Source organism: Krasilnikovia sp. MM14-A1004, assembly GCF_047159485.1.
Taxonomy (GTDB): domain Bacteria; phylum Actinomycetota; class Actinomycetes; order Mycobacteriales; family Micromonosporaceae; genus Actinoplanes.
Map to the genome: position 1 here is coordinate 1,271,872 of NZ_AP038773.1, position 24,924 is coordinate 1,296,795.

The window sequence follows — 24,924 nt, forward strand, 5'->3', positions numbered from 1 at the left end:
CCTGCACGCTCCCGTTACCGTTGCTGACATGGCGGGCCGTACTCCTCCGGCGAGCCGGGGCCGCGCCGCGTCCACCTCGCGCGGCGCCGGTGCCGCGCGCACGCCGCAGCCCACCCGCAAGGCCGCGGCCGGCAGGACCACTGCCGCCCGCAAGACCACCGCCCGCAAGGGCAGGCCCGCCTCCCGCTCCCGCAGCACGGCACGCCGCCCCAGCGTCGGCGCGGCCGTGGCCACCGGCGTCGGCCGGGGCCTCGCCGCCCTCTGGATGGGGGTGGCGCACGGGGTCGGCTGGGCCGCCCGGGGCGTCGGCCGCCAGGCCGCCACCGCCCGCGACATCGACCCGGAACACCGCCGCGACGGCGCGGGCCTGCTGCTGCTGGGCCTCGCGATCCTCGTCGGCGTCGCGGTGTGGGCGGACAGCGCCGGCCCGGTCGGCGCCCGCCTCGCCGACGCGGTACGCCTGTTCTTCGGCGGCCTGGCCGTCCTGCTTCCCCTGCTGCTGCTGTACGGGGCGGTCCGCCTCATGCGCAGCCCCGCCGACCCCGAACACCGCGGCCGGTCCCTGGTGGGCTGGGGCGCGCTGGTGGTGGCGACCGCGAGCCTGCTGCACATCGCCCGGGAACCGGCCGACGACGTCGGCATCACCAAGGCGGGCGGCCTGCTCGGCTACGGCGTCGGTGCCCTGCTGGAACGCGCGGTGACCGCGTGGGTGGCCGTACCGTTGCTGATCCTGCTCTTCCTGTTCGGTCTGCTGGTGATCACCGCGACGCCGATCAGCCGCATTCCCGAACGCCTGATGCTGCTGGCCGACATGATCCTCGGCCGCTCCCCGGCCCCGGAGCGGGAGCCGCAGGAATCCGAGCCCGGCCCGGAGTCCGATGAGGAGGACGGAGCGCCGGTCAAGACCCGGCGTCCCGCGCGGCGCCGTCAGGGTTCCCTGGCCGACCTGGGGCTGGGTCCGGAGGGGACGGACGGCGACGAGGATCCGATCCTGCACGACACGGTCGCCCTGCCGCGGGGCGGGAAGCTGCCCGCGAGCCGTAAGGCCCCGGAGCCGCCGGAGCACTCGCCCGTGCCGCCGACGCGCGCCGAGCAGCTCGACATCTCCGCCGTGGAGGGCGACTACCGGCTGCCGCCGCCGAAGCTGCTCGGCACGGGTGCCGCGCCGAAGACGCGCAGCCGCGCCAACGACGAGATCATGGCCGCGCTGACGGGGGTGTTCGACCAGTTCAACATCGACGCGGCGGTGACCGGCTTCACTCGCGGCCCGACGGTCACCCGCTATGAGGTCGAGGTCGGCCCGGGCGTCAAGGTCGAGCGGATCACCCAGCTGTCGCGCAACATCGCGTACGCGGTGAAGTCGCCGGACGTGCGGATCCTCAGCCCGATTCCGGGCAAGAGCGCGGTCGGCGTGGAGATCCCCAACACCGACCCGGAGAACGTGGCCCTCGGCGACGTGTTGCGTTCGCGAGCCTCCACCGCGGACCACCACCCGATGCTGGTGGCGCTCGGCAAGGACATCGAGGGTGGGTTCGTCGTCGCCAACCTGGCGAAGATGCCGCACATCCTGATCGCGGGCGCCACGGGCGCGGGTAAGTCCTCCTGCCTGAATTCTCTGCTCGTGTCCATTTTGACCCGAGCCACGCCGGACGAGGTGCGGCTGCTGCTGGTCGACCCGAAGCGGGTGGAGATGACCGCGTACGAGGGGATCCCGCACCTGGTCACCCCGATCGTGACCAACCCGAAGAAGGCGGCCGACGCGCTCGAATGGGTCGTGCGCGAGATGGACATGCGCTACGACGACCTCGCCGCCAACGGCGTCCGGCACATCGACGACTTCAACCGCAAGGTACGCAACGGCGAGATCACCGCCCCGCCGGGCAGCGAACGGGTCATGAAGCCGTACCCATATCTGCTGGTCATCGTGGATGAGCTGGCCGACCTCATGATGGTGGCTCCGCGCGACGTCGAGGACTCGGTGGTCCGCATCACCCAGCTGGCCCGCGCCGCCGGGATCCACCTGGTGCTGGCCACCCAGCGGCCCTCTGTCGACGTGGTCACCGGCCTGATCAAGGCGAACGTGCCGTCCCGGCTGGCGTTCGCCACCAGTTCGCTGGCCGACTCGCGGGTCATCCTGGACCAGCCGGGCGCGGAGAAGCTGCTCGGCCGCGGCGACGGCCTGTTCCTGCCGATGGGCGCCTCCAAGCCGATCCGCATCCAGGGTGCCTGGGTGGACGAGAAGGAGATCGCCTCCGTCGTCAAGTTCTGCAAGGACCAGCGGGAGCCCGAATTCCGGCCGGACGTGACCACCCCGCCGCCGGACAAGAAGAAGGAGATCGACGAGGAGATCGGCGACGACCTGGACGTGCTGATCCAGGCGATCGAGCTGGTCGTCACGTCGCAGTTCGGCTCCACCTCGATGCTGCAGCGCAAGCTGCGGGTCGGCTTCGCCAAGGCGGGCCGGCTCATGGACCTCATGGAGACCCGCGGCATCGTCGGGCCCTCCGAGGGTTCCAAGGCCCGCGACGTGCTGGTCAAGCCGGACGAGCTGGAGGAGACCCTCGCCGCGCTACGCGTCGACTAACTCCTCTGTGTTGCGCCGTGGCGCCGGAATGACGAGCGGCGGGGCGGTCCGCACGTCCGCCAGCAGCGCGTACCCGGTGACCAGCAGCGCCGCGAACATCAGCGCGGCGAGGACCCGGAGATCCACGAACGGGCCGTGCCGGGTGTCCACGAACAGGAACGGCAGGTACGACAGCAGCGACGCCACCTGCACCAGCAGCGGCACGAACCACAGCCGGGGCCGGTAGAACGCCAGCACCACGGTCAGTACGTCCGCCAAGTAGAAGTAGCGCTCGTGCATGCCCGGCAGCAGCCACGGCACCACCATCGCGAAGAACGCCGCCGCGGTGACGATCCGGGCCGCGTCCAGCCGCGCCCGGGTGGCGACCAGGATCCAGCAGACGCCGGTGACCACGACGGCCGCGAACACGTCGCCCAGTGCCCGTACCGCGTCGAGCCGGGTGGTGACGGGGACGAACGCGTACACGGAGGCGGCGCTGGAGGTCAGTGCGGACACCCACGACGCCTGCCGGGCCGGGCTGTACAGGGTGAGCAGGTCGACAGGGCTGCGCCCCATCAGCATCGCGGGCAGGTCGAGCAGGACCAGCACCGCAGGGACGGCCAGCAGCGTCCGCCACGGCAGGCGTCCCGCCAGGGCCAGCAGCCCGAGCAGCGGGAACAGGAAGCTCGCCTGCGGTTTGAAGGCCAGCGCCACCGCGCACAGCGACACGCCCCACCACGGCTTGCCGCGCAGCAGGTAGTACACCCCGCCGAGGCCGAAGGCGCCCCAGATCGCGTCGCACTGCCCGTAGAACGAGCTGTTGATCACCACGGTGGGCAGGAACGCCATCACGAACGCGGCCAGCAGCGGGATCCGCCAGCCGGGGTGACGCAGCGCCACGATCCGGTACGTGAAGAACACCAGCAACGCGTCGAACACCAGCCACAGCGCCTTGGCCTTGAGCACCAGCGGGCCGGGCACGTACGTCAGCAGCGCCAGCAGGTAGAGGAACGGCGCGTTGTAGTTGCCGATCGGCTCGCCCAGCCCGCGCAGGCCCCCCGCCGCCTGGAGCTTGCCGTACCAGACCGCGAAGATCCGCATGTCCGGCGTGAACTCGTGCCGCCCGACCAGGCGTACCGCCAGCGCCAGCGCCGCCAGGATCGCGATCAGCAGCAACTCCGCCGGCGGCACCGCCCGCAGCCGCCGTACCTGTGCCCGCAGCATCGATCTCCTTCGTCGCCCCGTACCGGTCGGCGACGGTAGCGGGCCTTACTGAACACCGGTCGTCGCGGGCGTTACCGGACGATGTCGGCACGGCCACCCCGGTCGGTGCGGTCGCACTGACCGTGCGGCGAACCGGCCGGTCACCACCGACCGGTAACCTTGGCGGGGTGTCCGCCACTCCCGCCCGCCGCGTCGCCCTGCTGACCCTGGGCTGCGCCCGCAACGAGGTCGACTCCGAAGAGCTGGCCGCCCGCCTCGACGCGGGTGGCTGGCAGGTCAGCACCGACGCCGACAAGGCCGACGTGGTGCTCGTCAACACGTGCGGCTTCGTGGAGAAGGCGAAGCAGGATTCGATCGAGACCCTGCTGGCGGCCGCCGACACCGGGGCGAAGGTCGTCGCCGCCGGCTGCATGGCCGAACGGTACGGCCGGGAGCTGGCCGACAGCCTGCCCGAGGCGCAGGCCGTGCTCGGCTTCGACGACTACCCCGACATCGCCGACCGCCTCGACCGGGTGCTGGCCGGGGAGAGCTTCGACGCGCACACGCCCCGCGACCGGCGCGAGCTGCTGCCCCTCACCCCCGTGCACCGGCAGGCCGCCGCGGTCGTCGTCCCCGGCCACGCCACCGTCGACGAGCACACCCCCGCCCACCTGCGGCAGGTGCTGCGGCGCCGCCTCGACTCCGGCCCGGTGGCCAGCCTGAAGCTGGCCAGCGGCTGCGACCGGCGGTGCGCGTTCTGTGCGATCCCGGCGTTCCGGGGGGCGTTCGTCTCCCGCGACCCGCAGGAGCTGCTGGCCGAGGCCGAGTGGCTGGCCAAGACCGGGGTTCGCGAACTGGTGCTGGTCAGCGAGAACAGCACGTCGTACGGCAAGGACCTGGGCGACCCCCGGCTGCTGGAGAAGCTGCTGCCGCAGCTCGCCGCGGTCGACGGCATCGTGCGGGTGCGCGCCAGCTACCTGCAGCCCGCCGAGACCCGCCCCGGCCTGGTCGAGGCGATTGCCACCACTGCGGGCGTCGCGGCGTACTTCGACCTGTCCTTCCAGCACTCCAGCGAGCCGGTGCTGCGCCGGATGCGCCGCTTCGGCTCGACGCAGCGCTTCCTGGAGCTGCTCGACACCGCGCGGGCGCTGGCGCCCGAGGCGGGCGCGCGCAGCAACTTCATCGTCGGCTTCCCCGGCGAGACCCGCGGGGACGTCGCGGAGCTGGTTCGCTTCCTGACCGCGGCCCGGCTCGACGCCATCGGCGTCTTCGACTACAGCGACGAGGACGGCACCGAGGCCGCTGGCCTGCCCGGCAAGGTCCGCGCCGAGACGGTCAAGCGACGGTACGACCGGATCAGCGCGCTCGCCGACGAGCTGTGCGCCCAGCGCGCCGAGGAACGGCTGGGCTCGCTGGTCGAGGTGCTGGTCGACTCGATCGCGGACGGGGAGATCGAGGGCCGCGCCGAACACCAGGCCCCCGAGGTGGACGGCTCCACCACGCTGGTGGCCGGCGACACCGGGGTGGACCTGGCCGCACTGCGCCCCGGCGACCTCGTCCGGGCCCGGGTCACCGGCACCGAGGGCGTCGACCTGGTGGCCGTACCGGTCGAGATGGTCTCCGCGGCCCCGACGGCCTCGACGGCCGCCCGGTGACGAACGAGCCGGTGCCGGTCGCCGCCGCGCCGCGGCGGGTCTCCCTGTACAACGCGGCGAACCTGCTGACCGCGGTCCGGCTCGTCCTGGTGCCGGTCTTCCTGGTGCTGGTCGTCGCGTCCGAGATGACAGAGCCGGGCCTGCGGATGGCGGCCTGCCTGGTGTTCTGCCTCGCCTCGGCGACCGACTTCGTGGATGGGTGGATCGCCCGCCGGTTCCATCTGGTGACCTCGTTCGGCAAGGTGGCCGACCCGATCGCGGACAAGGCGCTGACCGGCACCGCCCTGGTGCTGCTGTCCGCGTACGACCAGCTCAGCTGGTGGGTGACCGGGTTGATCCTGGCGCGCGAGTGGGGCATCACCGCGCTGCGTCTGTGGGTCATCCGGTACGGCGTGATCCCCGCCAGCCGGGGCGGCAAGGTCAAGACGGCGCTGCAGATCGCCGCCATCGCCTGGTACCTGTGGCCCATGCCGGAGTCGCTGGTGTCCGTCGGCCCGTGGCTGATGGGTGCGGCCGTGGCGGTCACGCTCGTGACCGGCGCCGATTATGTCGTGCAGGCGGTGCGGCTGCGCCGGGCGGCGGGCGGCGGCGGCGAATAGACTCGGCCGCGTGGATCTCCGGGTCGCCGCGGCCGCGGCCGTGCACGCGCTGGTGGATCGGGGTGAGACGCTGGCCTCCGCCGAGTCGCTGACCGGCGGACTCGTGGCGGCGACCGTGGTGGAGATCCCGGGAGTCAGCTCGGTGTTCCGCGGCGGGCTCGTGGTGTACGCCACGGATCTCAAGCACAGTCTCGCGGGTGTACCCGAGGAGTTGCTGGCCGACCGCGGACCGGTCGATCCGGACGTCGCCCGCGCCCTCGCCGAGGGCGCCCGGCGGCGGTGCGGCGCCGACTGGGGCCTGGGCACGACCGGGGTGGCGGGCCCCGAGCCACAGGACGGCAAGCCGGTCGGTCTGGTCTATGTCGCGGTCGCCGGTCCGCCCGGCTCGACGGTACGGGAGTTGCGCCTGAGCGGGCCGCGCGAGCACGTCCGGACCGAGAGCGTGACCGCGGCGCTGTGTCTGCTCGTCGATTCGTTGCGCGCGGTCTCCGACCCGGCACGGGCCTGACCTGCGGAATGTCGACCCGGCCGGAGACGCGGCACGGACCGCGTGATAGGGGGTACCCCGGTTTTCGGCGGGGCGGGATGTCGGCGTGGCCGGCAGCGGGTACGGTTGCGGGAAGCCTCCGGCGTGTGCCGGCGGCCCCGCCGCAGGAGGAGGTGTCATGGTCCTGCTACGCCGGGTGATCGGTGACGCACTTCGGGCGCGCCGGCAGGGGCAGCACCGCACGCTGCGTGAGGTGTCGACCGCCGCCAACGTCAGCCTGGGCTATCTGTCGGAGATCGAGCGCGGTCAGAAGGAAGCCTCCAGCGAACTGCTGGCCGCGATCTGTGACGCCCTGGGCGCCCGCCTGTCCGAGCTGCTCCGCGAGGTCAGCAGCACCCTGGAGCTCGCCGAGGGCATGCAGGGCGTGCTCGTGCCGGTCGAGGGCGGCGAAGCCACCCCGGTCGCGCCGATCCAGGCCGCCCCGGTCTCGCCCGCGCCGGTCAAGGCCGCGCCCGCCGAGGCGGTGCGTCAGGTGGCCAGCGACGGCACGGTGTCGGTCTCCGTGCACCAGGAGACGCCATTGAAGGCCACGCTGCGCGCCACCCGCAAACGCGACCGCGACGTCATCTACGCCGCCTGAATCGATCTACGCTGTACGGCGGCCCGGAACTCCGGGCCGCCGCTGTCTACCCTGGCACGCGGCGCGGCGTCGCCACCGGGGTCCGCGGCGCGTAGCCTTCTAGCGGGGACCCCAGCGCTAAGGGATGGCCCTGAGATCCCCCGTAGGTCACGTGACGCCGGTGGCGCCGAGCTGACACCATGGAGCTCGCGCCACGCAGCGGATCAGACCGGCGTCGATGGCGTGTCCGACCAGGTGACATTGAGGGGATACCGCGAGATGGCGAACCCGTTCGTCAAGGGCTGGCGTTACATCATGGCGCTCTTCGGCGCCAAGATCGATGAGTACGCCGACCCGAAGGTTCAGATCCAGCAGGCGATCGAGGACGCCCAGCGGCAGCACCAGGCGCTGGTGCAGCAGGCCGCCGCGGTCATCGGTAACCAGCGGCAGCTGGAGATGAAGCTGTCCCGGCAGATGAGCGAGGTCGAGAAGCTGCAGGGCATGGCCCGCCAGGCTCTCGTACTCGCGGACCGGGCGCGGGCGGGCGGTGACGAGGCGGAGGCGCAGAAGTACGAGGCCACCGCGACGACCCTGGCCACCCAGCTGGTCTCCGGCGAGCAGGCCATGGAGGACCTGAAGACCCTGCACGACCAGGCGCTGTCGGCCGCCGGGCAGGCCCGCAAGGCGGTGGAGAACAACGCGATGGTGCTGCAGCAGCGCATCGCCGAGCGTTCCCGCCTGCTCAGCCAGCTCGAACAGGCCAAGATGCAGGAGACCGTCGCCCGGTCGCTGGAGTCGATGTCCTCGCTGGCCGCCCCCGGCAACACCCCGTCCCTGGACGAGGTCCGCGACAAGATCGAGCAGCGGTACGCGAACGCGATGGGCCGCGCCGAACTGGCCGCCAATTCCGTCGAGGGCCGAATGCTCGAGGTGCAGAAGTCGAGCCTCGACCTCGCCGGCGCGTCCCGGCTGGAGCAGATCCGGGCCAGCATGGCCGGCGACAAGCTGGGCGCGGCCCCGGCCCAGCCCGCCGTCGAGCAGGCCCAGACCGCGCCGGCCGCCGACCCGGCCAGTGTCGCCCGCCTCGACGAGATCCGGGCCAGCATGAACGCGAAGCGGGGGGACACCAGCGCCGCCGGCTGAGCGCCGCGCGGCACCAGATCGGTGACTCGGATCGGGTGAGGGGACGATGGCGGACGAGCGGACCCGGTACTTCCGTCGGCTACGGCGGCTGCGCAACTCGGCGCGACGGTGGAGCGTGCTCGGCGGCGGGCTCGTGGCGGCCGCGGCGGTGCTCACCCCGTACGCGGGAATCGGCCTGCCCGACGCGTTCTGGGCGGCCGCTGCGGGCTCGTCTGTCGCGTTGGCCGGCTGGCGCTGGCGCGACCACAAGGCCCTCGCCGCCCTGCCCGCCCCACCCCCGCCCGACCCCGCGCTCGCCGGTCAGCGCCTGGTCGCCGCGGTCGAACGCTTCCCGGCTGGCCGCACGATGGTGCACGAGCTGCGCCGCCAGCGCACCCGGTACGCGCTGCGCGGCTCCGCCGTCGCCCAGGCGTGGGATCGCCTCGACCGGGCCTCGGGCACCCTCTCCGGGCTCGCCGGCCGGCTCACCGGCCCCGGCGAGGCGGCAGTGCTGGAGGCGGCGGTGGCCGAGCGCTGGCTGCGCGACCTCGGCCAGCGCGTCGCCAGCGTCGAGCGCGCCATCCCGCTGAGCCCGGTCGACCAGCGGCCCGCGCTGGCCGGCTCGCACGAGAGCCTGGCCGGGCAGTTCACCGAGGGGGTTACCGCCTACGAGCGGCTGGTCGCCGCCGCGGCCGGGTACGTCGCCGAGGACGGCCAGCCGGTGGTTGACGAGCGGCATCCGACCCTGACCCGGCTGATCGAGGCGACCGACCGCATGCGCGGCGTCGCCGAAGGGCTGTCGGAGCTGCGCCGCCGCCCCGCTGTCTAGGTCGTTGGTGTCGAGGTCGGGCCGGGCTGGCAGCGCGGGCACCAGTAGGTGACCCGCTCGCCCTGCTCCGCCTTCCGGATCGCGGTGCCGCACCGTCGGCACGGGTGGGCGCGCCGGCCGTACACGTAGGTGGTTTCGCCGCGGCGCAGTGAGCCGGTGGTCGTCTGTGTCCACCGGCCGCGATTCGACGCGACCAGGCGCTGGGCCAGCCCGACCGTGGCGGTCAGGTCGGGCACCGCGGACACCGGCGTCCACGGCCACAGACCGCGCAGGAACAGAGTCTCCGACTTGTACAGGTTGCCCACGCCTGCGAGGTTCCGCTGATCCAGCAGGGCCTCGGCGATGGTGATCTCCGGAGCGGCCGCTACCCGGCGCGCCGCCTCGTCCGGGTCCCAGTCGTCGCCCAGCAGATCCGGGCCGAGGTGCCCGAGCCGGCGCGGCTCGTCCGCGGTCGGGAACAGCGCCACCTCGTGCAGGTGATAGCCGACCGCCACCGACCGCTGCGTGCGCAGCACCACCCGGATCTGATGCGCGGGACCGCCGCTCCAGCGCGCCCCCGGCGGGTAGACCCGCCAGGAGCCGTCCATGCGCAGGTGCGAGTGCAACGTGCGGTGCTCGCCGTCGCGTTCCAGCCGCAACAGCAGGTGCTTGCCACGGCTGGCGGATGCGGCGACCCGCCAGCCGGTCAGGTCGGTGGCCGCCAGCTGCGGCACCCGCAGCTCCGAACCGGTGAGCACGTCGCCGGCCAGCCCGCGTTCCAGTACGCGGGCCGTGTTCCAGACGGTGTCACCCTCGGGCATCCCCCCATCCTGCCCGTCGGTGGCGGCCGGCGGCGGCTCAGCGTTCCGCGATGCGGACCACGTCGCCGGGGCGTACGGACAGCACCACGACGGCCCGGCCCCCGTTGACCGCGATCGCGACCCGGCCCGCCGAGTCCTCGAAGACGACGAGGTCGCCCGGCTGCACGTCCGCGAAGGTGGCGCCCAGCCGGGCGCGTACGCCGGACACGGTCAGGTGGGGGGCCAGGCCGGCCAGCATGGTGCCGCTGGCCGCGAGTTGCACGTTGCCGAACCGGTCGACCGTGAGGACCTCCGCCTCCAGCCAGCCGTCGCCGATCGCGACGACGGGGTCCGGCAGCCGGACGAGCGAGCCCGGATCGATGGCCGGTCCCGCGTCGGCCAGCATCGCCCCGGCCGCGATGTGCGCCGCCGCCGGGGCGAAGATGTCCCGGCCGTGGAAGGTGCGGGAGATGTCGCCGAGGAACCAGTGCTCGTTCGCGAGCTGGACGACCTCGTCGATGCCGCCGAGCGCCTCCGCCGCCGCGACCAGCAGGCCGTTGTCCGGCCCGACGAGTACGCCGTTCGCGGTGCCGATCGCGATGCCGCGCCGCGCCGTCCCGACGCCCGGATCGACCACCGCCATGTGCACCGACGGCGGCAGATACGGCGCGGTCTGGGCCAGGACGGCGGCGCCCCGCGTCACGTCAGCAGGGGGCACGTGATGGGTCACGTCGATGACGCGGACCTCCGGGGCGATCCGCGCGATCGAACCGTGACATGCGGCCACGAAACCGTCAAACGTTCCGTAGTCCGTCGTGAGACTGATCCATCCATAACCGCCCATGGCCCAACGTTAGTCGGGGGACACGGTGCGTGCGGAGCAGGCTCCGCGGGCGCGTCGCGGGCGATTCCGCGTGGCGGTGCCCGCAGGCCGAACCGGGGGGCTGCCTGCAGGTCGAACCGGGGAATGCGTGCTGGTCGAACCGGGGCTGGTGCCCGGCCGTCTTGGTAGGCTTCACGTTTGTGGGGCACCGATGTCGGTGCACTGAAGCGACCACCTGATCGCGCGCCACCCGGATCGCGCGGCCCACCGTTCCCGCGACTCCGGCGTCCCGCGACCACCTGATCGCGCAAGCCGCCAGGAATGCGGATGGCCTCGGCGAGCTGCGGTAGTTCGCCGCGGACGGTGGAGGATTCGTCATGACATGGCACAGGAAAGCCCCGCGCGACCCGGGCGAGGGCGGCCCCATCTGGAACGCCTTCTACAAGTACTTGGCCGGTCCGGCGACCGTGGACGACGCGATCGAGGGCGACACGCAGGAAGCCCGCGACGCCTGGCGCCGGGACCTTGAGGCGCGCAAGCAGTGGAGCCGCGAGCAGCGGCAGCGCAGGCGCGCGGCACACGGGATGTGATCCGGCCCCGCAGCGACGTCTGGGCCGCGTAGCCGCGGTCCGCTCTCGCCTGAAGCCGCGGTCCGCTCTCAGCCTGAAGCCGCGGTCCGCTCTCGCCTGAAGCCGCGGTCCGCTCACAGCTCGAAGCCGCGGTCCGCTCTCGGCCGCGGCCGCTCTCAAGCGCGTAGGCGCAGGCCGCGGGGGGTCGGGCGGAAGCCCGCCGCGGTCAGTGCGTCGCGCAGCGGTGAGGCGTGCACGGATTCGCCGTCGGCGCGTTCGACGCTGAGCACCCCGAGAGCCCCGGAGCGCACTGCCGCCGCCAGCGCCTGACCGGCCGCGACCAGCGCCTCCGGGTCGTCGGCGAAGGACAGTAGGGTACGGCCGCCCCGCTCGACGTACAGCACCAGCTCGCCCGCGACGAGGACGACCAGGGCGCCCGCCTTGCGGCCCGCCCGGTGACCGCTGGCGGTGGCCGGTGTGCCGTCACCGCTGTCGACCACCCGGCCGGGCCACGGCAGGGCCGCGCCGTACGGGTTGGCGGGGTCGGTCGCGGCCAGCACCAGCGCGGACGTGTGTCGCGTCGGCTCGGCGGGCTCGGCCAGCGCGCGCAGCCGGTCCACCGCTCCGGGCACCGCGAACTGTGCCGCGCCCAGCCCCTCCACGAAGTAGCCACGGCGGGCGGCGCCGCGTTCCTCCAGCGCGCTCAGAACCGGATACACGCCGGCGAACCCACCCGTGATTCCCTCGGCGGCGACCGCGCCGCGGGTCACCACGCCGTGCCGCTCCAGCAGCAGGTCAGCTACGGCCGTGGCCCGCCGGGTCGGGTCGAGGTCGCGTTCCGGCAGCCGGGACCAGCGCCCGGCCATGGCGGGCGGGCCGCTGCGGCTGGGCAGGTGCGGCCGGCCCGGGCGGCGGTACCGCCCGCGGGCGGGCGCCGGACGGGACCGGTGGGCGCCGCTGCCGCCGAGCAGGGCCCGCAGCGGCGCGAACGTGTCGTTGGTCAGGTGCCCGGCCCAGACGAGATCCCACACGAGCGCCGCGAGCTGCTCGTCGTCCTCGGCGTGGACCCGGTCGCTGAGCGCGCGGAAGAACAGCGCCTGACCGCCCTCTAGGGCGTCCAGGATCGCCCGGTGCGGCGGGGACTGGGCCAGTTCGTCGTCCGGGGGCGCCAGCAGCAGCGGGGCCGAGTCCGCGTACGCGAGGGTCACCCAGCCGTCCCCGCCCGGGATCGACCCGGAGCCCGCCCACAGCACCTCACCGCCGCCGGACAGCTCGTCCAGGAACGCCGGTGAGTAGTCGGTGACCCGTGCGGGCAGCACCAGCCGTTCCCACGCCGACGCTGGTACGGCGATGCCCTGCAACTGCTCGACCGCGGCGGCGACCCCGTCCACCCCTCGGGCGTTGCCGCCGATCTGGTGCCAGCGGGGCAGGAACCCGGCCAGGACCTGCGGCGGCACCGGCTCGATCTCGCGCCGCAGCGCGGCCAATGACCGCCGCCGCAGCAGGCGCAGCACCTCGGCGTCGCACCACTCGGTGCCCGCCCCGCCGGGGGAGAACTCGCCCGAGACCACCCGGCCGGTGCCGCTGAGCCGCTTGAGGGCCTGCTCCACGACGAAGCCACCGAGGCCGAACCGGGCGGCGCAGGTGGCGGCCGCGAACGGGCCGTGGGTGCGGGCGTACCGGGCGACGAGGTCGCCCAGCGGGTCGGCCACCGGCTCCAGGTACGCCTCGGCGATGCCCACGGGCAGGGCCGTGCCCAGCGCGTCGCGGTAGCGCCCCGCGTCGTCGACGCCGATCCAGCGGTCCTCGCCCGCGACCCTGACGCGGATGGCGCGCCGGGCTCCCTCCAGGGTGGACAGCCACTGCGGGTCCACGCCACGGGTGGCCAGTTCGGCCTCGGACAGGTCGCCGAGCAGGCGCAGCAGCTCCGCGGTGTCCTCGGCGTCGCGGGGGCGGCGCCGGTCGGTCAGCCACTGCAGCTGCGCCTCGCTCTCGGCCACCACGGCCGGGTCGAGCAGTTCCCGCAGGTCCACCCGGCCCAGCAGCTCGCCGAGCAGGGTGGAGTCGAGTGCCAGGGCGGCGGCGCGGCGCTCGGCCAGGGGTGCGTCGCCCTCGTAGAGGAAGGCGCCCACGTAGCCGAACAGCAGCGAGCGGGCGAACGGCGACGGCCGTGGCGTCTCGACCTCGACCAGGCGTACCTTGCGGCCCGCGACCTCCCGCATCAGCGCGACCAGGCCGGGTACGTCGAAGACGTCCTGCAGGCACTCGCGGGCCGCCTCCAGCGTCACCGGGAAGTCGGCGAACTCGCGGGCCACGTCGAGCAGTTGCGCCGAGCGCTGCCGTTGCTGCCACAGGGGCTGGCGGCGGCGCGGGTCGCGGCGCGGCAGCAGCAGGGACCGGGCGGCGCACTCGCGGAACCGGGACGCGAACAGCGCCGAGGTGCCCACCGACTCCTCGACGAGCTGGGCGATCTCCTCCGGGTCGAAGGCGACCAGCTCGGCGCCGGGCGGCTGGTCGGCGGTGTCCGGCAGGCGCACGACGATCCCGTCGTCGGACGGCATGACCTGGCCGTCCACGCCGTACCGTTCGGTGAGGCGGTGGGCGATGGCCAGCGCCCAGGGTGCGTTGACGCGGGCGCCGAGCACGCAGTGCACGGTCATCCGCCAGTCGCCGATCTCGTCGCGGAACCGCTCCACCACGACCGTGCGGTCGTCCGGCAGGTGCCGGGTGGCCTCGCGTTGCTCCCGCACGTACGCCAGCAGGTTGCCGGCCGCCCACTCGTCCAGCCCGGCGTCGCGCAGCGACCCGGTGGCCGCCTCGTCGCCGGAACGGGCCAGCGTCCGCAGCCGGGCGCCGATCGCCCGGCCCAGCTCGACCGGGCGCCCCAGCGTGTCGCCCTTCCAGAACGGCATCCGCGCCGGTGCGCCGGGGGCGGGGGAGACCAGCACCCGGTCCGGGGTGATGTCCTCGATGCGCCAGGACGTCGAGCCGAGCAGGAAGACGTCGCCGACGCGCGACTCGTACACCATCTCCTCGTCGAGCTCGCCGACCCGGGAGGCGCGCTCGGCACCGGCCAGGAACACGCCGAACATGCCCCGGTCCGGGATGGTGCCGCCGCTGGTCACCGCGAGGCGCTGGGCGCCGGGGCGGCCGGTCAGCTCGTCCGTCGTGCGATCCCAGACCAGGCGGGGGCGCAGTTCCGCGAAGGCGGTCGACGGATAGCGCCCGGAGAGCATGTCGAGCACCGCGTGCAGGGCCGAGTCGGGCAGCTCCGCGAACGGCGCGGCCCGCCGCACCAGCGCGGCCAGCTCAGCGACGTCCCAGGCGTCGAGCGCGACCATCGCGACGATCTGCTGGGCCAGCACGTCCAGCGGGTTGCGCGGGTAGCGCAGCTCCTCGATCGCGCCCGCGCCCATCCGCTCCGCGACCACCGCGCAGGACAGCAGATCCCCGCGATGCTTCGGGAACACCACGCCACGGGACACGGCGCCGACCTGGTGCCCGGCCCGGCCGATGCGCTGCAGCCCGGCAGACACCGACGGCGGCGCCTCGATCTGGACGACCAGGTCGACCGCGCCCATGTCGATGCCCAGCTCCAGGCTGGAGGTGGCCACCACGGCGGGCAGCCGCCCCGATTTCAGCGCCTCCTCGATCTGTTTGCGCTCCTCGCGGGAGACGCTGCCGTGGTGGGCGCGGGCCACCACGGGCGGTGCGCCCCCGGCCTCCCCGGCCTGCGCCATGACCTGCGCGGGCATGCGCGGCGGCGGGGCGCCCGGAGGTGCGGGCAGGCTCGCCGCCGCGGCGGCCGCCGGGTCGGCCCGCTCGTACGCCAGCTCGTTGATCCGCGCGCACAGCCGCTCGGCGCCGCGGCGCGAGTTGGTGAACACGATGGTGGACCGGTGCGCCTCGATGAGATCGAGGACGCGCTCCTCCACCGCCGGCCAGATGGACGGGGTGTGCCGCGGCCCGCCGGGCAGGTCCATGTCCTGTTCGGGCAGCTCGTCGAGCCGGGTCATGTCCTCCACCGGCACCTCGACCCCGACCTCGATCGTCTTGGCGCTGCGCGGCTGGACGACCTGCACGTCGCGCGCCCCGCCGAGGAACCGGGCCGTCTCCTCGATCGGCCGCACCGTGGCGGACAGGCCGACCCGTTGCGCGGGCCGGGGCAGCAGCGCGTCCAGCCGCTCCAGGGACAGGGCCAGGTGCGCGCCGCGCTTGGTGGCCGCGACCGCGTGCACCTCATCGACGATGACCGTCTCCACGCCGCGCAGCGAGTCGCGGGCCGCCGAGGTGAGCAGCAGGAACAGCGACTCCGGAGTGGTGATGAGGATGTCCGGCGGGGTACGCGCGAACAGGCGGCGCTCGTCGGCGGGGGTGTCGCCCGTACGCATCCCGACCGTGATGTCCGGGGGCGGCAGGCCGAGGCGCCCCGCGGCCTGTCGGATACCCGTCAGGGGTGCCCGCAGGTTGCGCTCCACGTCCACGGCGAGGGCCTTGAGCGGGCTCACGTAGAGGACCCGGCAGCGGTGCCGGGGATCGGCCGGAACCGGCTCGCGGGCCAGCCGGTCGAGCGACCAGAGGAATGCCGCGAGCGTCTTGCCCGAGCCGGTCGGGGCCACGACCAGCGCATTGTGCCCCGCGCCGATCGCGCGCCAGGCGCCCGCCTGGGCGGCCGTGGGCGCGGCGAAGGCGGCCCGGAACCACTCCCGCGTGGCCGGCCCGAACACCTCCAACTCTTCCCGCACGCCCTCATCCTGCCCCCGGGGTACGACAGGATTCGGGGGACATGATGAATGCCCCGTGCGGCGGGCGGGTGATCGACGTTCCGCACGCGCCGTGCCCGCACCTATCCTGAGGGCGACGGGACGGTGGGGGCTCATGGCGGTCAGGCGTACGGTCGTGGCCGGTCGGTATCGTCTTCTCGATCCGGTCGGATCCGGTGGCATGGGGCGCGTGTGGTTGGCCCGCGACGAGATGCTCGACCGCGACGTGGCCGTCAAGGAGTTCGTCCCGCCGGCCTGGATGAGCGACGAGGAGAAGGGCCGCCTGCGCACCCGTACGCTGCGTGAGGCCCGCAGCGCCGCCCGCCTCAACCATCCGCACGTGGTCCGGATCTACGACGTGGTGCACGCCGACGGTCTGCCGTGGATCGTCATGGAGTACATCGAGTCCCGGTCCCTGTTCCAGGTGGTCCGCGAGGACGGCCCGTTCGCCCCGGTGGCCGCCGCCCGGATCGGGCTGGCCCTGCTGGACGCGCTCACCGCGGCGCACCGCGCCGGGGTGCTGCACCGCGACGTCAAGCCGCACAACGTGCTGATCGGTCACGACGGGCGGGTGGTGCTCACCGACTTCGGCCTGGCCACGTTCGTCGACGAGGGGTCCGTGACAGGTCCGGGCATGATCGTCGGCTCGCCGCACTACGTGTCCCCGGAACGGGCCCGCGACGGCGCGTCCACCGTGGAATCGGACCTGTGGTCGCTGGGCGCCACGTTGTATGCGGCCGTCGAGGCCCGCTCCCCGTACGCGCGGGAGAGCGTGATGGCGACCCTGATCGCCCTCGCCTCGGCGGAACCGGACCCGCCCGTGCTGGCCGGGCCGCTCGCCCCGGTGCTGCTCGGGCTGCTGCGCCGCGACCCGGCCGAGCGGCTCACCGCGGCCGAGGTGGCCGAGCGGCTGGCCGCCATCGTGGCCGTGGCGGAGGGCAGGGGCCCGGCCCCGGCGCGGCGGCGGGCCGTGCTGGGTCTCGCGGTGCCCGCGCCGCGCCGTCCCGGCCGCGCTCCGGTCGCCGGACCGGCTCCGGCCGACGACGGGGCCGTCCGCCGCTGGATCGCCGGTCGGGGCCAGGTCGCCGCGGGGTACACGGCCGGTACAGCGGCACGGGAGAGGGAGCGGGAACCGGTCGCGCGGCTGATGGATCCGGCGGTGCGCAACGCGTCGCCCGCCGTCGCTACGCCGCCCCGGCAGCGACCGGGCAATCACCCGCCCCGGGCGGCCGGACGTCTACGGTCGGCGGTGCCGCCGCCGACCACCGGCCCGGTGGCACCGGGCCCGCGCGGGCCGGGAGCGCTGTCCGGTGGCCGGGCCGCCCCCGATCCCGCGGCCCCGACGAATGCCGCTCCGGGTGCCCTCCGCGTCGACCAGGATGAAGCCCGGCTGAACCGGAGACGGGAACGCGCAGCGCCGGCACCGCCGCCATCACCGGTGCGTCCGCCCTGGCGGGACCCGGCTCCGTTACCAGGTGTGCCGCTGCTGTCCGGCTCACCGTCCCTGCTGGACTCGGGGCTGTCGCCGACGGCGCCGCCGCAGTGGCGACCAGGGCAGAGGCCGCCGCAGCCCGGTGGCCGGCCGGGGCGGAGTCTGGGCTCCCGGCTCGTCGCGGCCGGAATCGCGGTGCTGGCCGTGCTCGGCGGCGCGAGCCACCCCGCCCGGCACACCCACCGCCGCGACCAGGACACCGAGGCGCTGCCGGTGACGAGCGCCGAACGGATGCCCGCCTCCCTGCGACTACCGGGATCGAACCAGGTCCCCGGGCCCCCGGGCGGCCAGGGCGGAGCGGACGGGTTCAGCCCGACACTCTGCGGCAACCCGTCCGGCCCCGCCCTGCCGAGAACCCCGCAGCCGGGCGCCGTCGGCGTCGCGGACGGCTGGACCCTGCCGCCCGGCTGGTCCTACTTCACCGACGCCCCGGGATTCCGCCTCGCCGTCCCGGACGGCTGGACGTACGAGCGGATCGGCACCACGGTCTGCTTCCGCGACCCCGGCAGCGACCGGTATCTGAGCGTCGACCCGGACCGGGACCCGGCCGCCGACCCGGTGCAGGCGTGCCGCACCGAGGCCGACCGGCTGACCGGCACCGGCCGGCTGCCCGGCTACCAGCAGATCGGCATCGAGCCGGTGCCGCTGCTGGCCCGCGCCGCCGACTGGGAGTTCCGGTACGACGACCCGCCGGTGCACGTGATGACCCGCTGGCTGGCCGTGGGCGACCGGGCCTACACGCTGGCCTGGGCCACCCCGGAGTCCGACTGGGCGGGCAGCTGGGACACGTACACGATGATCCGGAGCACGTTCTCCCTGGCCTGACGCTATGTATCAACCGGGATGAGCGGGCACGGCGTCCACTCTGGAATGCTCGGCGTGCCGCCGCCGTACGCCCGGCGGCGGTCTCCCGACCCCGCGGAGGACCCCGTGAGAGCATTCCCCCTCGTCGGCGCGGCGACGCTGCTGGTCACCCTCGCGGCAGCTCCGGCCCGGGCCGCCGCCGCTGCGCCCGACATCGCCGCTGCGCCCGACATCGCCGTCGCCAACGTCAAGGCGCACCTCAACGAGCTCCAGTCGATCGCCACCGCCAACGGCGGCAACCGGGCGCACGGCCGTCCGGGCTTCCTCGCCTCCGTCACCTACGTCAAGAACCTGCTCGACGCCGCGGGCTTCACGACCCAACAGCAGTCCTTCACGTACGGCGGGGCCACCGGTTACAACCTCATCGCGGACTGGCCCGGCGGGGACACCGCGGACACGTTGATGATCGGCTCGCATCTGGACAGCGTCACCGCCGGTCCGGGGATCAACGACAACGGCTCGGGTTCGGCCGCCAACCTGGAGGTCGCCCTCACCGTGGCCCGCAGCGGCTTCCACCCGGCCCGGCACCTGCGGTTCGGCTGGTGGGGCGCCGAGGAGCAGGGGCTGCGCGGCTCGACCGCGTACGTGAACTCGCTCAGCTCCGGGCAGAGGGCAGCGATCACCGGCTACCTGAACTTCGACATGGTGGCGTCGCCCAACCCGGGATATTTCCTGTACGACGGCGACGACTCGGACCACACCGGCTCCGGTCCCGGCCCGGCCGGGTCGGCGGAGATCGAGCAGACGCTCGCCGCGTACTTCACGTCCATCGGGGTGCCGACCCGCGGGACCGACTTCGACGGGCGCAGCGACTACGGGCCGTTCATCGCCAACGGCATCCCCGCGGGCGGCATCTTCAGCGGTGCGGAGGGCCGCAAGACCGCGGCCCAGGTCGAGCTGTGGGGCGGTACGGCCGCCGCGTTCGACGCCTGCTACCACCGCTCCTGCGACACCAGCGCCAACATCAACGACACCGCGCTGGACCGCAACTCCGACGCCATCGCGGCGACGGTGTGGGCGCTGGCCGAGCGTGGCGGCACCCCGCCGGGTGGCACCGAGGTGTGGCAGGACACGTTCGAGACCGCGACCGGCTGGACGACCAACGCGGCGGGTACGGACACCGCGACCACGGGCCGCTGGGAGCGTGGCGACCCGGCCGCGACCAGTTCCGGCGTCGCCACCCAGCTCGGCACGGCCAGCAGCGGCACCTTCGACCTGGTGACCGGGGCGTCCGCCGGGTCCAGCGCCGGTGCCAACGACGTCGACGGGGGCACCACCACGGTGCGCTCACCCGCGATCACCCTGCCGTCGGGCACGCTGACGCTGTCGTTCGCCTGGTACCTGGCGCATCTGGACAACGCCACCAGCGCGGACTACCTGCGGGTGAGCGTGGTCACCGGCGCGGGCACCACGACTGTCTTCAGCCAGTCCGGCGCCGCCAGCGACCGCGCGGCGGCGTGGCAGACCGCCACGGTGAACCTGTCCCCGTACGCCGGGCAGAGCATCCGGCTGCAGGTGGAGGCCGCGGACGCGGCGACCGCCAGCCTCGTCGAGGCGGCCGTGGACGACATCACGATCACCCGGGGCTGAGCCTTCCGGCGGGGGTGCGGCCGCAGCCGCGCCCCCGCCGCACGTCCGGGCGTAGCCGGGGTACCGCCCGGCGCGGCCGTTCCACGGTCAGTGCGCCGCAAGCATCGTGCGCAGCCGCTCCGCCGCCGACGGCCACTCGTCGGCGGTCATCGCGAACAGCACCGAGTCCCGCCACGTGCCGTCCGGGCGCAGCCGGTGCCGGCGCAGCACCCCGTCCCGGCTGGCGCCGAGCCGCGCGATCGCCCGCTGCGAACGCTCGTTGCGTACGTCGGTGTACCAGAACACCCGCTCCGCGCCGAGCACGTCGAACGCCCGCTCCAGCAGCAGCAGCTTCGCCTCGGTGTTCACCCCGGTACGCCACCACCGCTTGCCGAGAACGGTGTGGCCGATGCCCAGGGCGCCCCCCTCGGGGTCGATGTCGTGATAGCTGGTCATGCCCATGACCTCGCCGGTCTCCGGGTGGACCTGGGCCCAGGCGACCCGTTCGCCGAGCCACTGCTGGCGGGCGGCCGTCTGCACGTGCCCGGCCATCTCCGCGCGGTCGCGGGGCCGCGGGCTCGGCAGGTACTGCCACACCTCGTCGTCGCCCAGGGCGGCCAGGAGACCGTCCACATGCGCCGGGCGCAGCGGCTCCAGCACCACGTGGCGGCCGCGCAGGGGCGCCGCGGTGTGCCACGGTGAGCGGGCGGGATCGAGGTAGCCCGGCGGCGCCGCGCCCACCCCGGCGTCCGGTTCCGGCACGCCGGTGACCCGGCGCAGCGGCAGGACCCCGGCCCAGTGCGGCAGACCCAGATCCGCCGGGTCGTCCATCACCCCGCCGCTGCGGACCCGGACCGACACCTCCCGCAGGGGCAGGGCCAGCACGGCCGTCTGCGCCAGCTCCCGCCGGTTGGCCGGCCGGCTGTCCGCAGCCCGGCCGGGCCGGATCTTCTCCACCAGCGCGGTCATCGCCGCCGCCTGCTCCGCCGGATCGTCGACCAGGCGGGCCGTGCCGATCACCACGACCGAGCGGTAGTTCGCGCTGTGGTGGAACTGGGAGCGGGCGAGCACCAGGCCGTCCAGCAGGGTCGCGGACAGGCACACCGGCACGCCGCCGTCGCGGGCCGCCAGCCCCAGCCGGCCACCGGTGGAGCCGTGCAGGTAGACGGTGTCGCCCACGCGTACGTGCAGGGTCGGCAGCACGCGCGGCTCGCCGTCGACGACGAACGCGACAGCACAGTCGTACGCCTCGTCCAGGATGGCGTGGGCTTCGGTGTGCTCGTAGCGCATGCGATCGCGGTAGCGGGTCGCGGTGGTGCGGGGGGTGGGCGCGTAGACGCCGGTCATCGTGCCTCCCGGGAGCTTGCGGTATTGTTTGTGCTAGTACAGAATGACTTCTGTGTCAGAACAGTATCAGGTCACGGGTTCCAGCGCCGCCTCGATTTCCGCCAGCATCGAGGCGGGGGTGCGCACGGGGGATCTGGTCCAGGGTCAGGCGCTGCCCGCGGTCCGGCTGCTCGCCGAGACGCTGCAGGTCAGCCCGGCCACCGTCGCGAAGGCGTACCAGGATCTGCGCCAACGTGGCGTCGTCGAGACCGCCGGCCGCCGCGGCACCCGCGTGCGGGCCCGGCCCGCCGTGGCGACCCCGCGCGCGGCGCTGCGGCTGCCCGTACCCGAAGGGGTGGTTGATCTCTCGGCCGGTGAGCCGGACCTGCGCCTGCTCCCGCGGCTGGGCCCGCTGCTGCACGAGGTGGCGCGGGAGACCGGCGAGCCGCTCGGCTACGCCGCCGCCGGTGGCGCGCTGCCCGAGCTGGTCGAGGAGGCCCGCGCCCGGCTGGCGGCGGACGGCCTGCCGGCCGCCGACGCCGCGATCACGGTCACCTCGGGGACGCTCGACGCGATCGAACGGCTGCTCACCACGCATCTGCGCCCGGGCGACTCCGTCGCGGTCGAGGACCCGGGATGGGCCAACCTGCTCGACCTGGTCGCCGCGCTGGGCCTCACCGCGATACCCGTGGCGGTCGACGACGAGGGCCCGCAGCCCGCCGCGCTGGCGGCCGCGCTGGGCGCGGGCGCCCGCGCGGTCGTCGTCACGGCACGGGCGCAGAATCCGACCGGTGCCACGGTCACCGCCGGACGGGCCGCCGAACTGGGACCGATCCTCGCGGGCCATCCCGGGGTGCTGCTCATCGAGGACGATCACGCCGCCGAGCTGGCCGGTGTGCCGTTGCACTGTCTCAGCGGCGCCACCGCGGCCTGGGCCTTCACGCGCTCGGCGTCCAAACCCTACGGTCCCGATCTGCGCATCGCGGTGCTCGCCGGTGACGAGGCCACCATCGCCCGGGTCGCCGGGCGGATGCGCATCGGCACCGGCTGGGTCTCCACGCTGCTGCAACGCATGCTTCTGCGACTGTGGCGCGACGCCACCGTGACGGCGGCCGTCGCCGCCGCGGCCGACAGCTACGACCGCCGCCGCCTCGGTCTGCGCGACGCCCTGTCCGCGCGGGGCCTGCCGGTCCACGGCACCACGGGCCTCAACCTCTGGGTACGCGTACCCGACGAGACCCGCACCGTCGCCGCCCTGCGCGACGCCGGGTACGCCGCCGCGCCGGGATCCCTGTTCCGCCAGAGCGCCCCGCCCGGCATCCGCCTGACCGTGAGCCCGCTGGACCTGCCCGACGTGGACCGGGTCGCCGAGGCGGTGGCCGCCGCCGCCCATCCCGCCGGTGCCGGACCCCCGTCCCGGTGACGCCGAGTCGCGCCCGGCGGCCGGGACCGGTAGAACGGGAGGATGGTGAACAGTGAGCCGCCGGTCGGCGCCGGGGAGTTCATCCCGCCGGGAGCACGGACGCTCGACGAGCTCAAGGCAGCCGCCGCCGGTTGCCGCGGCTGTGAGCTGTATCGGGACGCCACCCAGACGGTCTTCGGCCGCGGCGCCGCACACGCCGCTGTGGTCTTCGTCGGCGAGCAGCCGGGCGACGTCGAGGACCGGCAGGGACTGCCGTTCGTCGGGCCGGCGGGGCGGCTGCTGCGCGAGGCGGTGGACGACGCCGGGATCGACGCGACCGACGTCTACATCACCAACGCGGTCAAGCACTTCCGGTTCGAGCTGCGCGGCAAGCGGCGTATCCACCAGAATCCGGGCCCCGCGCACATCACCGCCTGCCGTCCCTGGCTGGTGTCCGAGTTCGCCCTGCTCAAGCCCGAGATCGTGATCATCCTCGGGGCCACGGCGGCGAAGGCCCTGCTGGGGCCGGACTTCCGGGTCACCCGCTCGCGCGGTCAGCTGATGCCGTGGCCGGCCTCGGCCCGGCACCCGGAGGACTTCCCGGTGGCGCAGACCCGGGCGCTCGCCACGATCCACCCGTCGGCCGTCCTGCGCGCCGACGACCGCGACACCGCGTACCGGGGGCTGGTGGATGACCTGCGGGTCGCGGCGGGGGCGGTCGGCTCCGGCTCCACCCGTCGCTGACCGGACCGTCGCCCCTCTGGCCGCGTGGCGGGCGCGGAACCCGGCGCTAGGCTGGGCCGGTGCGGTTGACGGACTTCTGGGCGCGGCTCGAGCAGGCATTCGGTATGGCCTATGCCAGGAGTCTGGCCGCCGATCACGCCTTCACCGATCTCGGCGGCCGGACCATCGACGAGGCGATCGCGCAAGGGGTGGACACGGCCACGGTGTGGCGTGCGGTGGTGGCCGCGTACCCCGACCGGGTCCCGGTGCGCCTGCACTGACCCGGTCTGTTCGAACTTTCGTACGCCTGTTCTGGCGTGTCGCTCGATCGTCGTACACGTGTTCGGCTATTGTCCACAGGCGGCGCGGTCATCCACAGGTCACGGCCGACCGGCTGTGTTTCTGTCAGACCCACCGCCTACCGTGACGCGCGTGGTGAATAGAAGCTCATCGGCGAAGGCTGGGAAGTCGACTACAGGGGTGGCTGACATGGTGGCAGGACCCGACCGGGAGAAGGCTCTCGATCTGGCGCTGGCGCAGATCGACAAGCAGTTCGGCAAGGGTTCCGTGATGCGGCTGGGGGAGCGGCCCGTCGTGCAGACGGCCATCATCCCCACCGGCTCCATCGCGTTGGACGTGGCGCTCGGCGTCGGCGGGCTGCCGCGCGGCCGCGTCATCGAGGTCTACGGCCCGGAGTCCAGCGGTAAGACGACGGTGGCGCTGCACGCGGTCGCCAACGCCCAGCGTGCCGGGGGCATCGCGGCGTTCATCGACGCCGAGCACGCCCTCGACCCGGAGTATGCGCGGGCCCTCGGCGTCGACACCGACGCCCTGCTGGTGTCCCAGCCGGACACCGGTGAGCAGGCGCTGGAGATCGCCGACATGCTGATCCGCTCCGGCGCCCTCGACATCATCGTCATCGACTCGGTGGCTGCCCTCGTGCCGCGCGCCGAGATCGAGGGCGAGATGGGCGACAGCCACGTCGGCCTCCAGGCCCGCCTGATGAGCCAGGCGCTGCGGAAGATCACCGGCATTCTCAACAATTCAGGCACCACCGCGATCTTCATCAACCAGCTCCGGGAGAAGATCGGCGTCATGTTCGGCTCGCCCGAGACGACGACCGGTGGCCGGGCCCTGAAGTTCTACGCCTCGGTGCGTCTCGACGTGCGCCGCATCGAGAGCCTCAAGGACGGCACTGACGTCGTCGGCAACCGGACCCGCGTCAAGGTCGTCAAGAACAAGGTCGCCGCGCCGTTCAAGCAGGCCGAGTTCGACATCATGTACGGCAAGGGCATCTCCCGTGAGGGGTCGCTCATCGACGTCGGCGTCGAGCAGAGCATCATCCGCAAGTCCGGCGCCTGGTACACGTACGAGGGTGACCAGCTGGGCCAGGGCAAGGAGAAGGCCAGGGAGTTCCTCCGGGAGAATCCCGACGTAGCGGCCGAGATCGAGAAGAAGATCCTGGAGAAGCTCGGTGTGGGCCAGGCGGGCAGCGACGCCGCCGGTGGCCCCGAGCTGCCGCCCGTCGACTTCTGAC

19 protein-coding genes are annotated in these 24,924 nt (G+C 73.9%); 14 read left to right on the forward strand and 5 right to left on the reverse strand.

From position 1 onward, the window contains the following. Nucleotides 1-28 precede the first annotated feature (28 nt). A complete protein-coding gene (locus tag ACMCNN_RS05955) occupies nt 29-2,584 on the forward strand; it encodes a DNA translocase FtsK 4TM domain-containing protein (protein ID WP_412745158.1) in 2,556 nt (851 codons plus the stop codon). Here ACMCNN_RS05955 and ACMCNN_RS05960 read toward each other — a convergent pair. Then, nucleotides 2,570-3,787 carry a hypothetical protein gene (locus ACMCNN_RS05960; RefSeq protein WP_412745159.1) on the reverse strand — a complete coding sequence of 406 codons (1,218 nt, stop codon included), beginning with the start codon at nt 3,785-3,787 and terminating at the stop codon, nt 2,570-2,572. The genes ACMCNN_RS05955 and ACMCNN_RS05960 overlap by 15 nt on opposite strands. 167 nt (nt 3,788-3,954) lie before the next feature. On the opposite strand from ACMCNN_RS05960, the gene rimO reads away from it, so the two are divergent. From rimO to pspM, 6 genes are all read left to right on the forward strand, one after another. Beyond that, nucleotides 3,955-5,421, forward strand: a complete 1,467-nt coding sequence (rimO, locus tag ACMCNN_RS05965; protein WP_412745160.1) for a 30S ribosomal protein S12 methylthiotransferase RimO — start codon at nt 3,955-3,957, stop codon at nt 5,419-5,421. Then, nucleotides 5,418-6,020, forward strand: a complete 603-nt coding sequence (pgsA, locus tag ACMCNN_RS05970; protein WP_412745161.1) for a CDP-diacylglycerol--glycerol-3-phosphate 3-phosphatidyltransferase — start codon at nt 5,418-5,420, stop codon at nt 6,018-6,020. The genes rimO and pgsA overlap by 4 nt, the downstream gene beginning before the upstream one ends. A 10-nt stretch (nt 6,021-6,030) precedes the next feature. After that, nucleotides 6,031-6,528: a CinA family protein gene (locus ACMCNN_RS05975; protein WP_412745162.1), complete on the forward strand. Its 498-nt coding sequence runs from the start codon at nt 6,031-6,033 to the stop codon at nt 6,526-6,528. A 157-nt stretch (nt 6,529-6,685) separates the two neighbouring features. Then, a complete protein-coding gene (locus ACMCNN_RS05980) occupies nt 6,686-7,147 on the forward strand; it encodes a helix-turn-helix domain-containing protein (protein ID WP_412745163.1) in 462 nt (153 codons plus the stop codon). A gap of 258 nt (nt 7,148-7,405) precedes the next feature. Continuing rightward, nucleotides 7,406-8,269: a PspA/IM30 family protein gene (locus tag ACMCNN_RS05985; protein ID WP_412745164.1), complete on the forward strand. Its 864-nt coding sequence runs from the start codon at nt 7,406-7,408 to the stop codon at nt 8,267-8,269. A 46-nt stretch (nt 8,270-8,315) separates the two neighbouring features. Beyond that, nucleotides 8,316-9,077, forward strand: coding sequence for a phage shock envelope stress response protein PspM (gene pspM, locus ACMCNN_RS05990; protein ID WP_412745165.1), 762 nt, complete (start codon nt 8,316-8,318; stop codon nt 9,075-9,077). Here the strand turns inward: pspM and ACMCNN_RS05995 are convergent. Continuing rightward, entirely contained in the window at nt 9,074-9,877 is an 804-nt protein-coding gene (locus ACMCNN_RS05995; protein WP_412745166.1) for a DNA-formamidopyrimidine glycosylase family protein, read from the reverse strand. The two genes, pspM and ACMCNN_RS05995, sit on opposite strands and share 4 nt — an antisense overlap. A gap of 37 nt (nt 9,878-9,914) precedes the next feature. After that, on the reverse strand, nt 9,915-10,700 hold the full coding sequence (locus ACMCNN_RS06000; RefSeq protein ID WP_412745167.1) for an S-adenosyl-l-methionine hydroxide adenosyltransferase family protein: 786 nt from the start codon (nt 10,698-10,700) through the stop codon (nt 9,915-9,917). Between the two features lie 356 nt (nt 10,701-11,056). On the opposite strand from ACMCNN_RS06000, the gene ACMCNN_RS06005 reads away from it, so the two are divergent. Further along, the gene (locus tag ACMCNN_RS06005; protein ID WP_412745168.1) at nt 11,057-11,269 is read left to right on the forward strand and encodes a hypothetical protein; all 213 of its coding nucleotides are present in this window, start codon (nt 11,057-11,059) and stop codon (nt 11,267-11,269) included. Nucleotides 11,270-11,424: 155 nt separating this feature from the next. Here the strand turns inward: ACMCNN_RS06005 and ACMCNN_RS06010 are convergent, their stop codons facing one another. Continuing rightward, complete coding sequence (locus ACMCNN_RS06010) at nt 11,425-16,128, reverse strand: ATP-dependent helicase (protein WP_412745169.1); 4,704 nt, start codon at nt 16,126-16,128, stop codon at nt 11,425-11,427. On the opposite strand from ACMCNN_RS06010, the gene ACMCNN_RS06015 reads away from it, so the two are divergent. Both ACMCNN_RS06015 and ACMCNN_RS06020 read left to right on the forward strand, forming a co-directional pair. Then, a complete protein-coding gene (locus ACMCNN_RS06015) occupies nt 16,127-18,328 on the forward strand; it encodes a protein kinase domain-containing protein (RefSeq protein ID WP_412745170.1) in 2,202 nt (733 codons plus the stop codon). The two genes, ACMCNN_RS06010 and ACMCNN_RS06015, sit on opposite strands and share 2 nt — an antisense overlap. A 45-nt stretch (nt 18,329-18,373) precedes the next feature. After that, on the forward strand, nt 18,374-19,957 hold the full coding sequence (locus ACMCNN_RS06020) for a M28 family peptidase (RefSeq protein WP_412747076.1): 1,584 nt from the start codon (nt 18,374-18,376) through the stop codon (nt 19,955-19,957). 87 nt (nt 19,958-20,044) lie between these two features. Here the strand turns inward: ACMCNN_RS06020 and ACMCNN_RS06025 are convergent, their stop codons facing one another. Beyond that, nucleotides 20,045-21,283, reverse strand: a complete 1,239-nt coding sequence (locus ACMCNN_RS06025) for a bifunctional pyridoxamine 5'-phosphate oxidase family protein/GNAT family N-acetyltransferase (RefSeq protein WP_412745171.1) — start codon at nt 21,281-21,283, stop codon at nt 20,045-20,047. 52 nt (nt 21,284-21,335) lie between these two features. On the opposite strand from ACMCNN_RS06025, the gene ACMCNN_RS06030 reads away from it, so the two are divergent. The 4 genes from ACMCNN_RS06030 to recA all read left to right on the forward strand — a co-directional run bounded on the left by ACMCNN_RS06030 (nt 21,336) and on the right by recA (nt 24,923). After that, nucleotides 21,336-22,685: an aminotransferase class I/II-fold pyridoxal phosphate-dependent enzyme gene (locus tag ACMCNN_RS06030; protein WP_412745172.1), complete on the forward strand. Its 1,350-nt coding sequence runs from the start codon at nt 21,336-21,338 to the stop codon at nt 22,683-22,685. A 42-nt stretch (nt 22,686-22,727) separates the two neighbouring features. After that, the gene (locus tag ACMCNN_RS06035) at nt 22,728-23,408 is read left to right on the forward strand and encodes a UdgX family uracil-DNA binding protein (RefSeq protein ID WP_412745173.1); all 681 of its coding nucleotides are present in this window, start codon (nt 22,728-22,730) and stop codon (nt 23,406-23,408) included. 59 nt (nt 23,409-23,467) lie between these two features. Then, on the forward strand, nt 23,468-23,668 hold the full coding sequence (locus ACMCNN_RS06040; RefSeq protein ID WP_412745174.1) for a DUF3046 domain-containing protein: 201 nt from the start codon (nt 23,468-23,470) through the stop codon (nt 23,666-23,668). 208 nt (nt 23,669-23,876) lie between these two features. Beyond that, entirely contained in the window at nt 23,877-24,923 is a 1,047-nt protein-coding gene (gene recA, locus ACMCNN_RS06045) for a recombinase RecA (protein WP_412745175.1), read from the forward strand. The last annotated feature ends 1 nt before the right edge of the window (nt 24,924 follow it).

Coding starts and splice junctions, on each gene's coding strand:
- ACMCNN_RS05955 (WP_412745158.1), top strand. CDS start 29: ATGGCGGGCCGTACTCCTCCGGCGAGCCGGGGCCGCGCCGCGTCCACC.
- ACMCNN_RS05960 (WP_412745159.1), bottom strand. CDS start 3,787: ATGCTGCGGGCACAGGTACGGCGGCTGCGGGCGGTGCCGCCGGCGGAG.
- ACMCNN_RS05980 (WP_412745163.1), top strand. CDS start 6,686: ATGGTCCTGCTACGCCGGGTGATCGGTGACGCACTTCGGGCGCGCCGG.
- ACMCNN_RS05985 (WP_412745164.1), top strand. CDS start 7,406: ATGGCGAACCCGTTCGTCAAGGGCTGGCGTTACATCATGGCGCTCTTC.
- pspM (WP_412745165.1), top strand. CDS start 8,316: ATGGCGGACGAGCGGACCCGGTACTTCCGTCGGCTACGGCGGCTGCGC.
- ACMCNN_RS05995 (WP_412745166.1), bottom strand. CDS start 9,877: ATGCCCGAGGGTGACACCGTCTGGAACACGGCCCGCGTACTGGAACGC.
- ACMCNN_RS06000 (WP_412745167.1), bottom strand. CDS start 10,700: ATGGGCGGTTATGGATGGATCAGTCTCACGACGGACTACGGAACGTTT.
- ACMCNN_RS06005 (WP_412745168.1), top strand. CDS start 11,057: ATGACATGGCACAGGAAAGCCCCGCGCGACCCGGGCGAGGGCGGCCCC.
- ACMCNN_RS06015 (WP_412745170.1), top strand. CDS start 16,127: ATGGCGGTCAGGCGTACGGTCGTGGCCGGTCGGTATCGTCTTCTCGAT.
- ACMCNN_RS06010 (WP_412745169.1), bottom strand. CDS start 16,128: ATGAGCCCCCACCGTCCCGTCGCCCTCAGGATAGGTGCGGGCACGGCG.
- ACMCNN_RS06020 (WP_412747076.1), top strand. CDS start 18,374: ATGCTCGGCGTGCCGCCGCCGTACGCCCGGCGGCGGTCTCCCGACCCC.
- ACMCNN_RS06025 (WP_412745171.1), bottom strand. CDS start 21,283: ATGACCGGCGTCTACGCGCCCACCCCCCGCACCACCGCGACCCGCTAC.
- ACMCNN_RS06035 (WP_412745173.1), top strand. CDS start 22,728: ATGGTGAACAGTGAGCCGCCGGTCGGCGCCGGGGAGTTCATCCCGCCG.
- recA (WP_412745175.1), top strand. CDS start 23,877: ATGGTGGCAGGACCCGACCGGGAGAAGGCTCTCGATCTGGCGCTGGCG.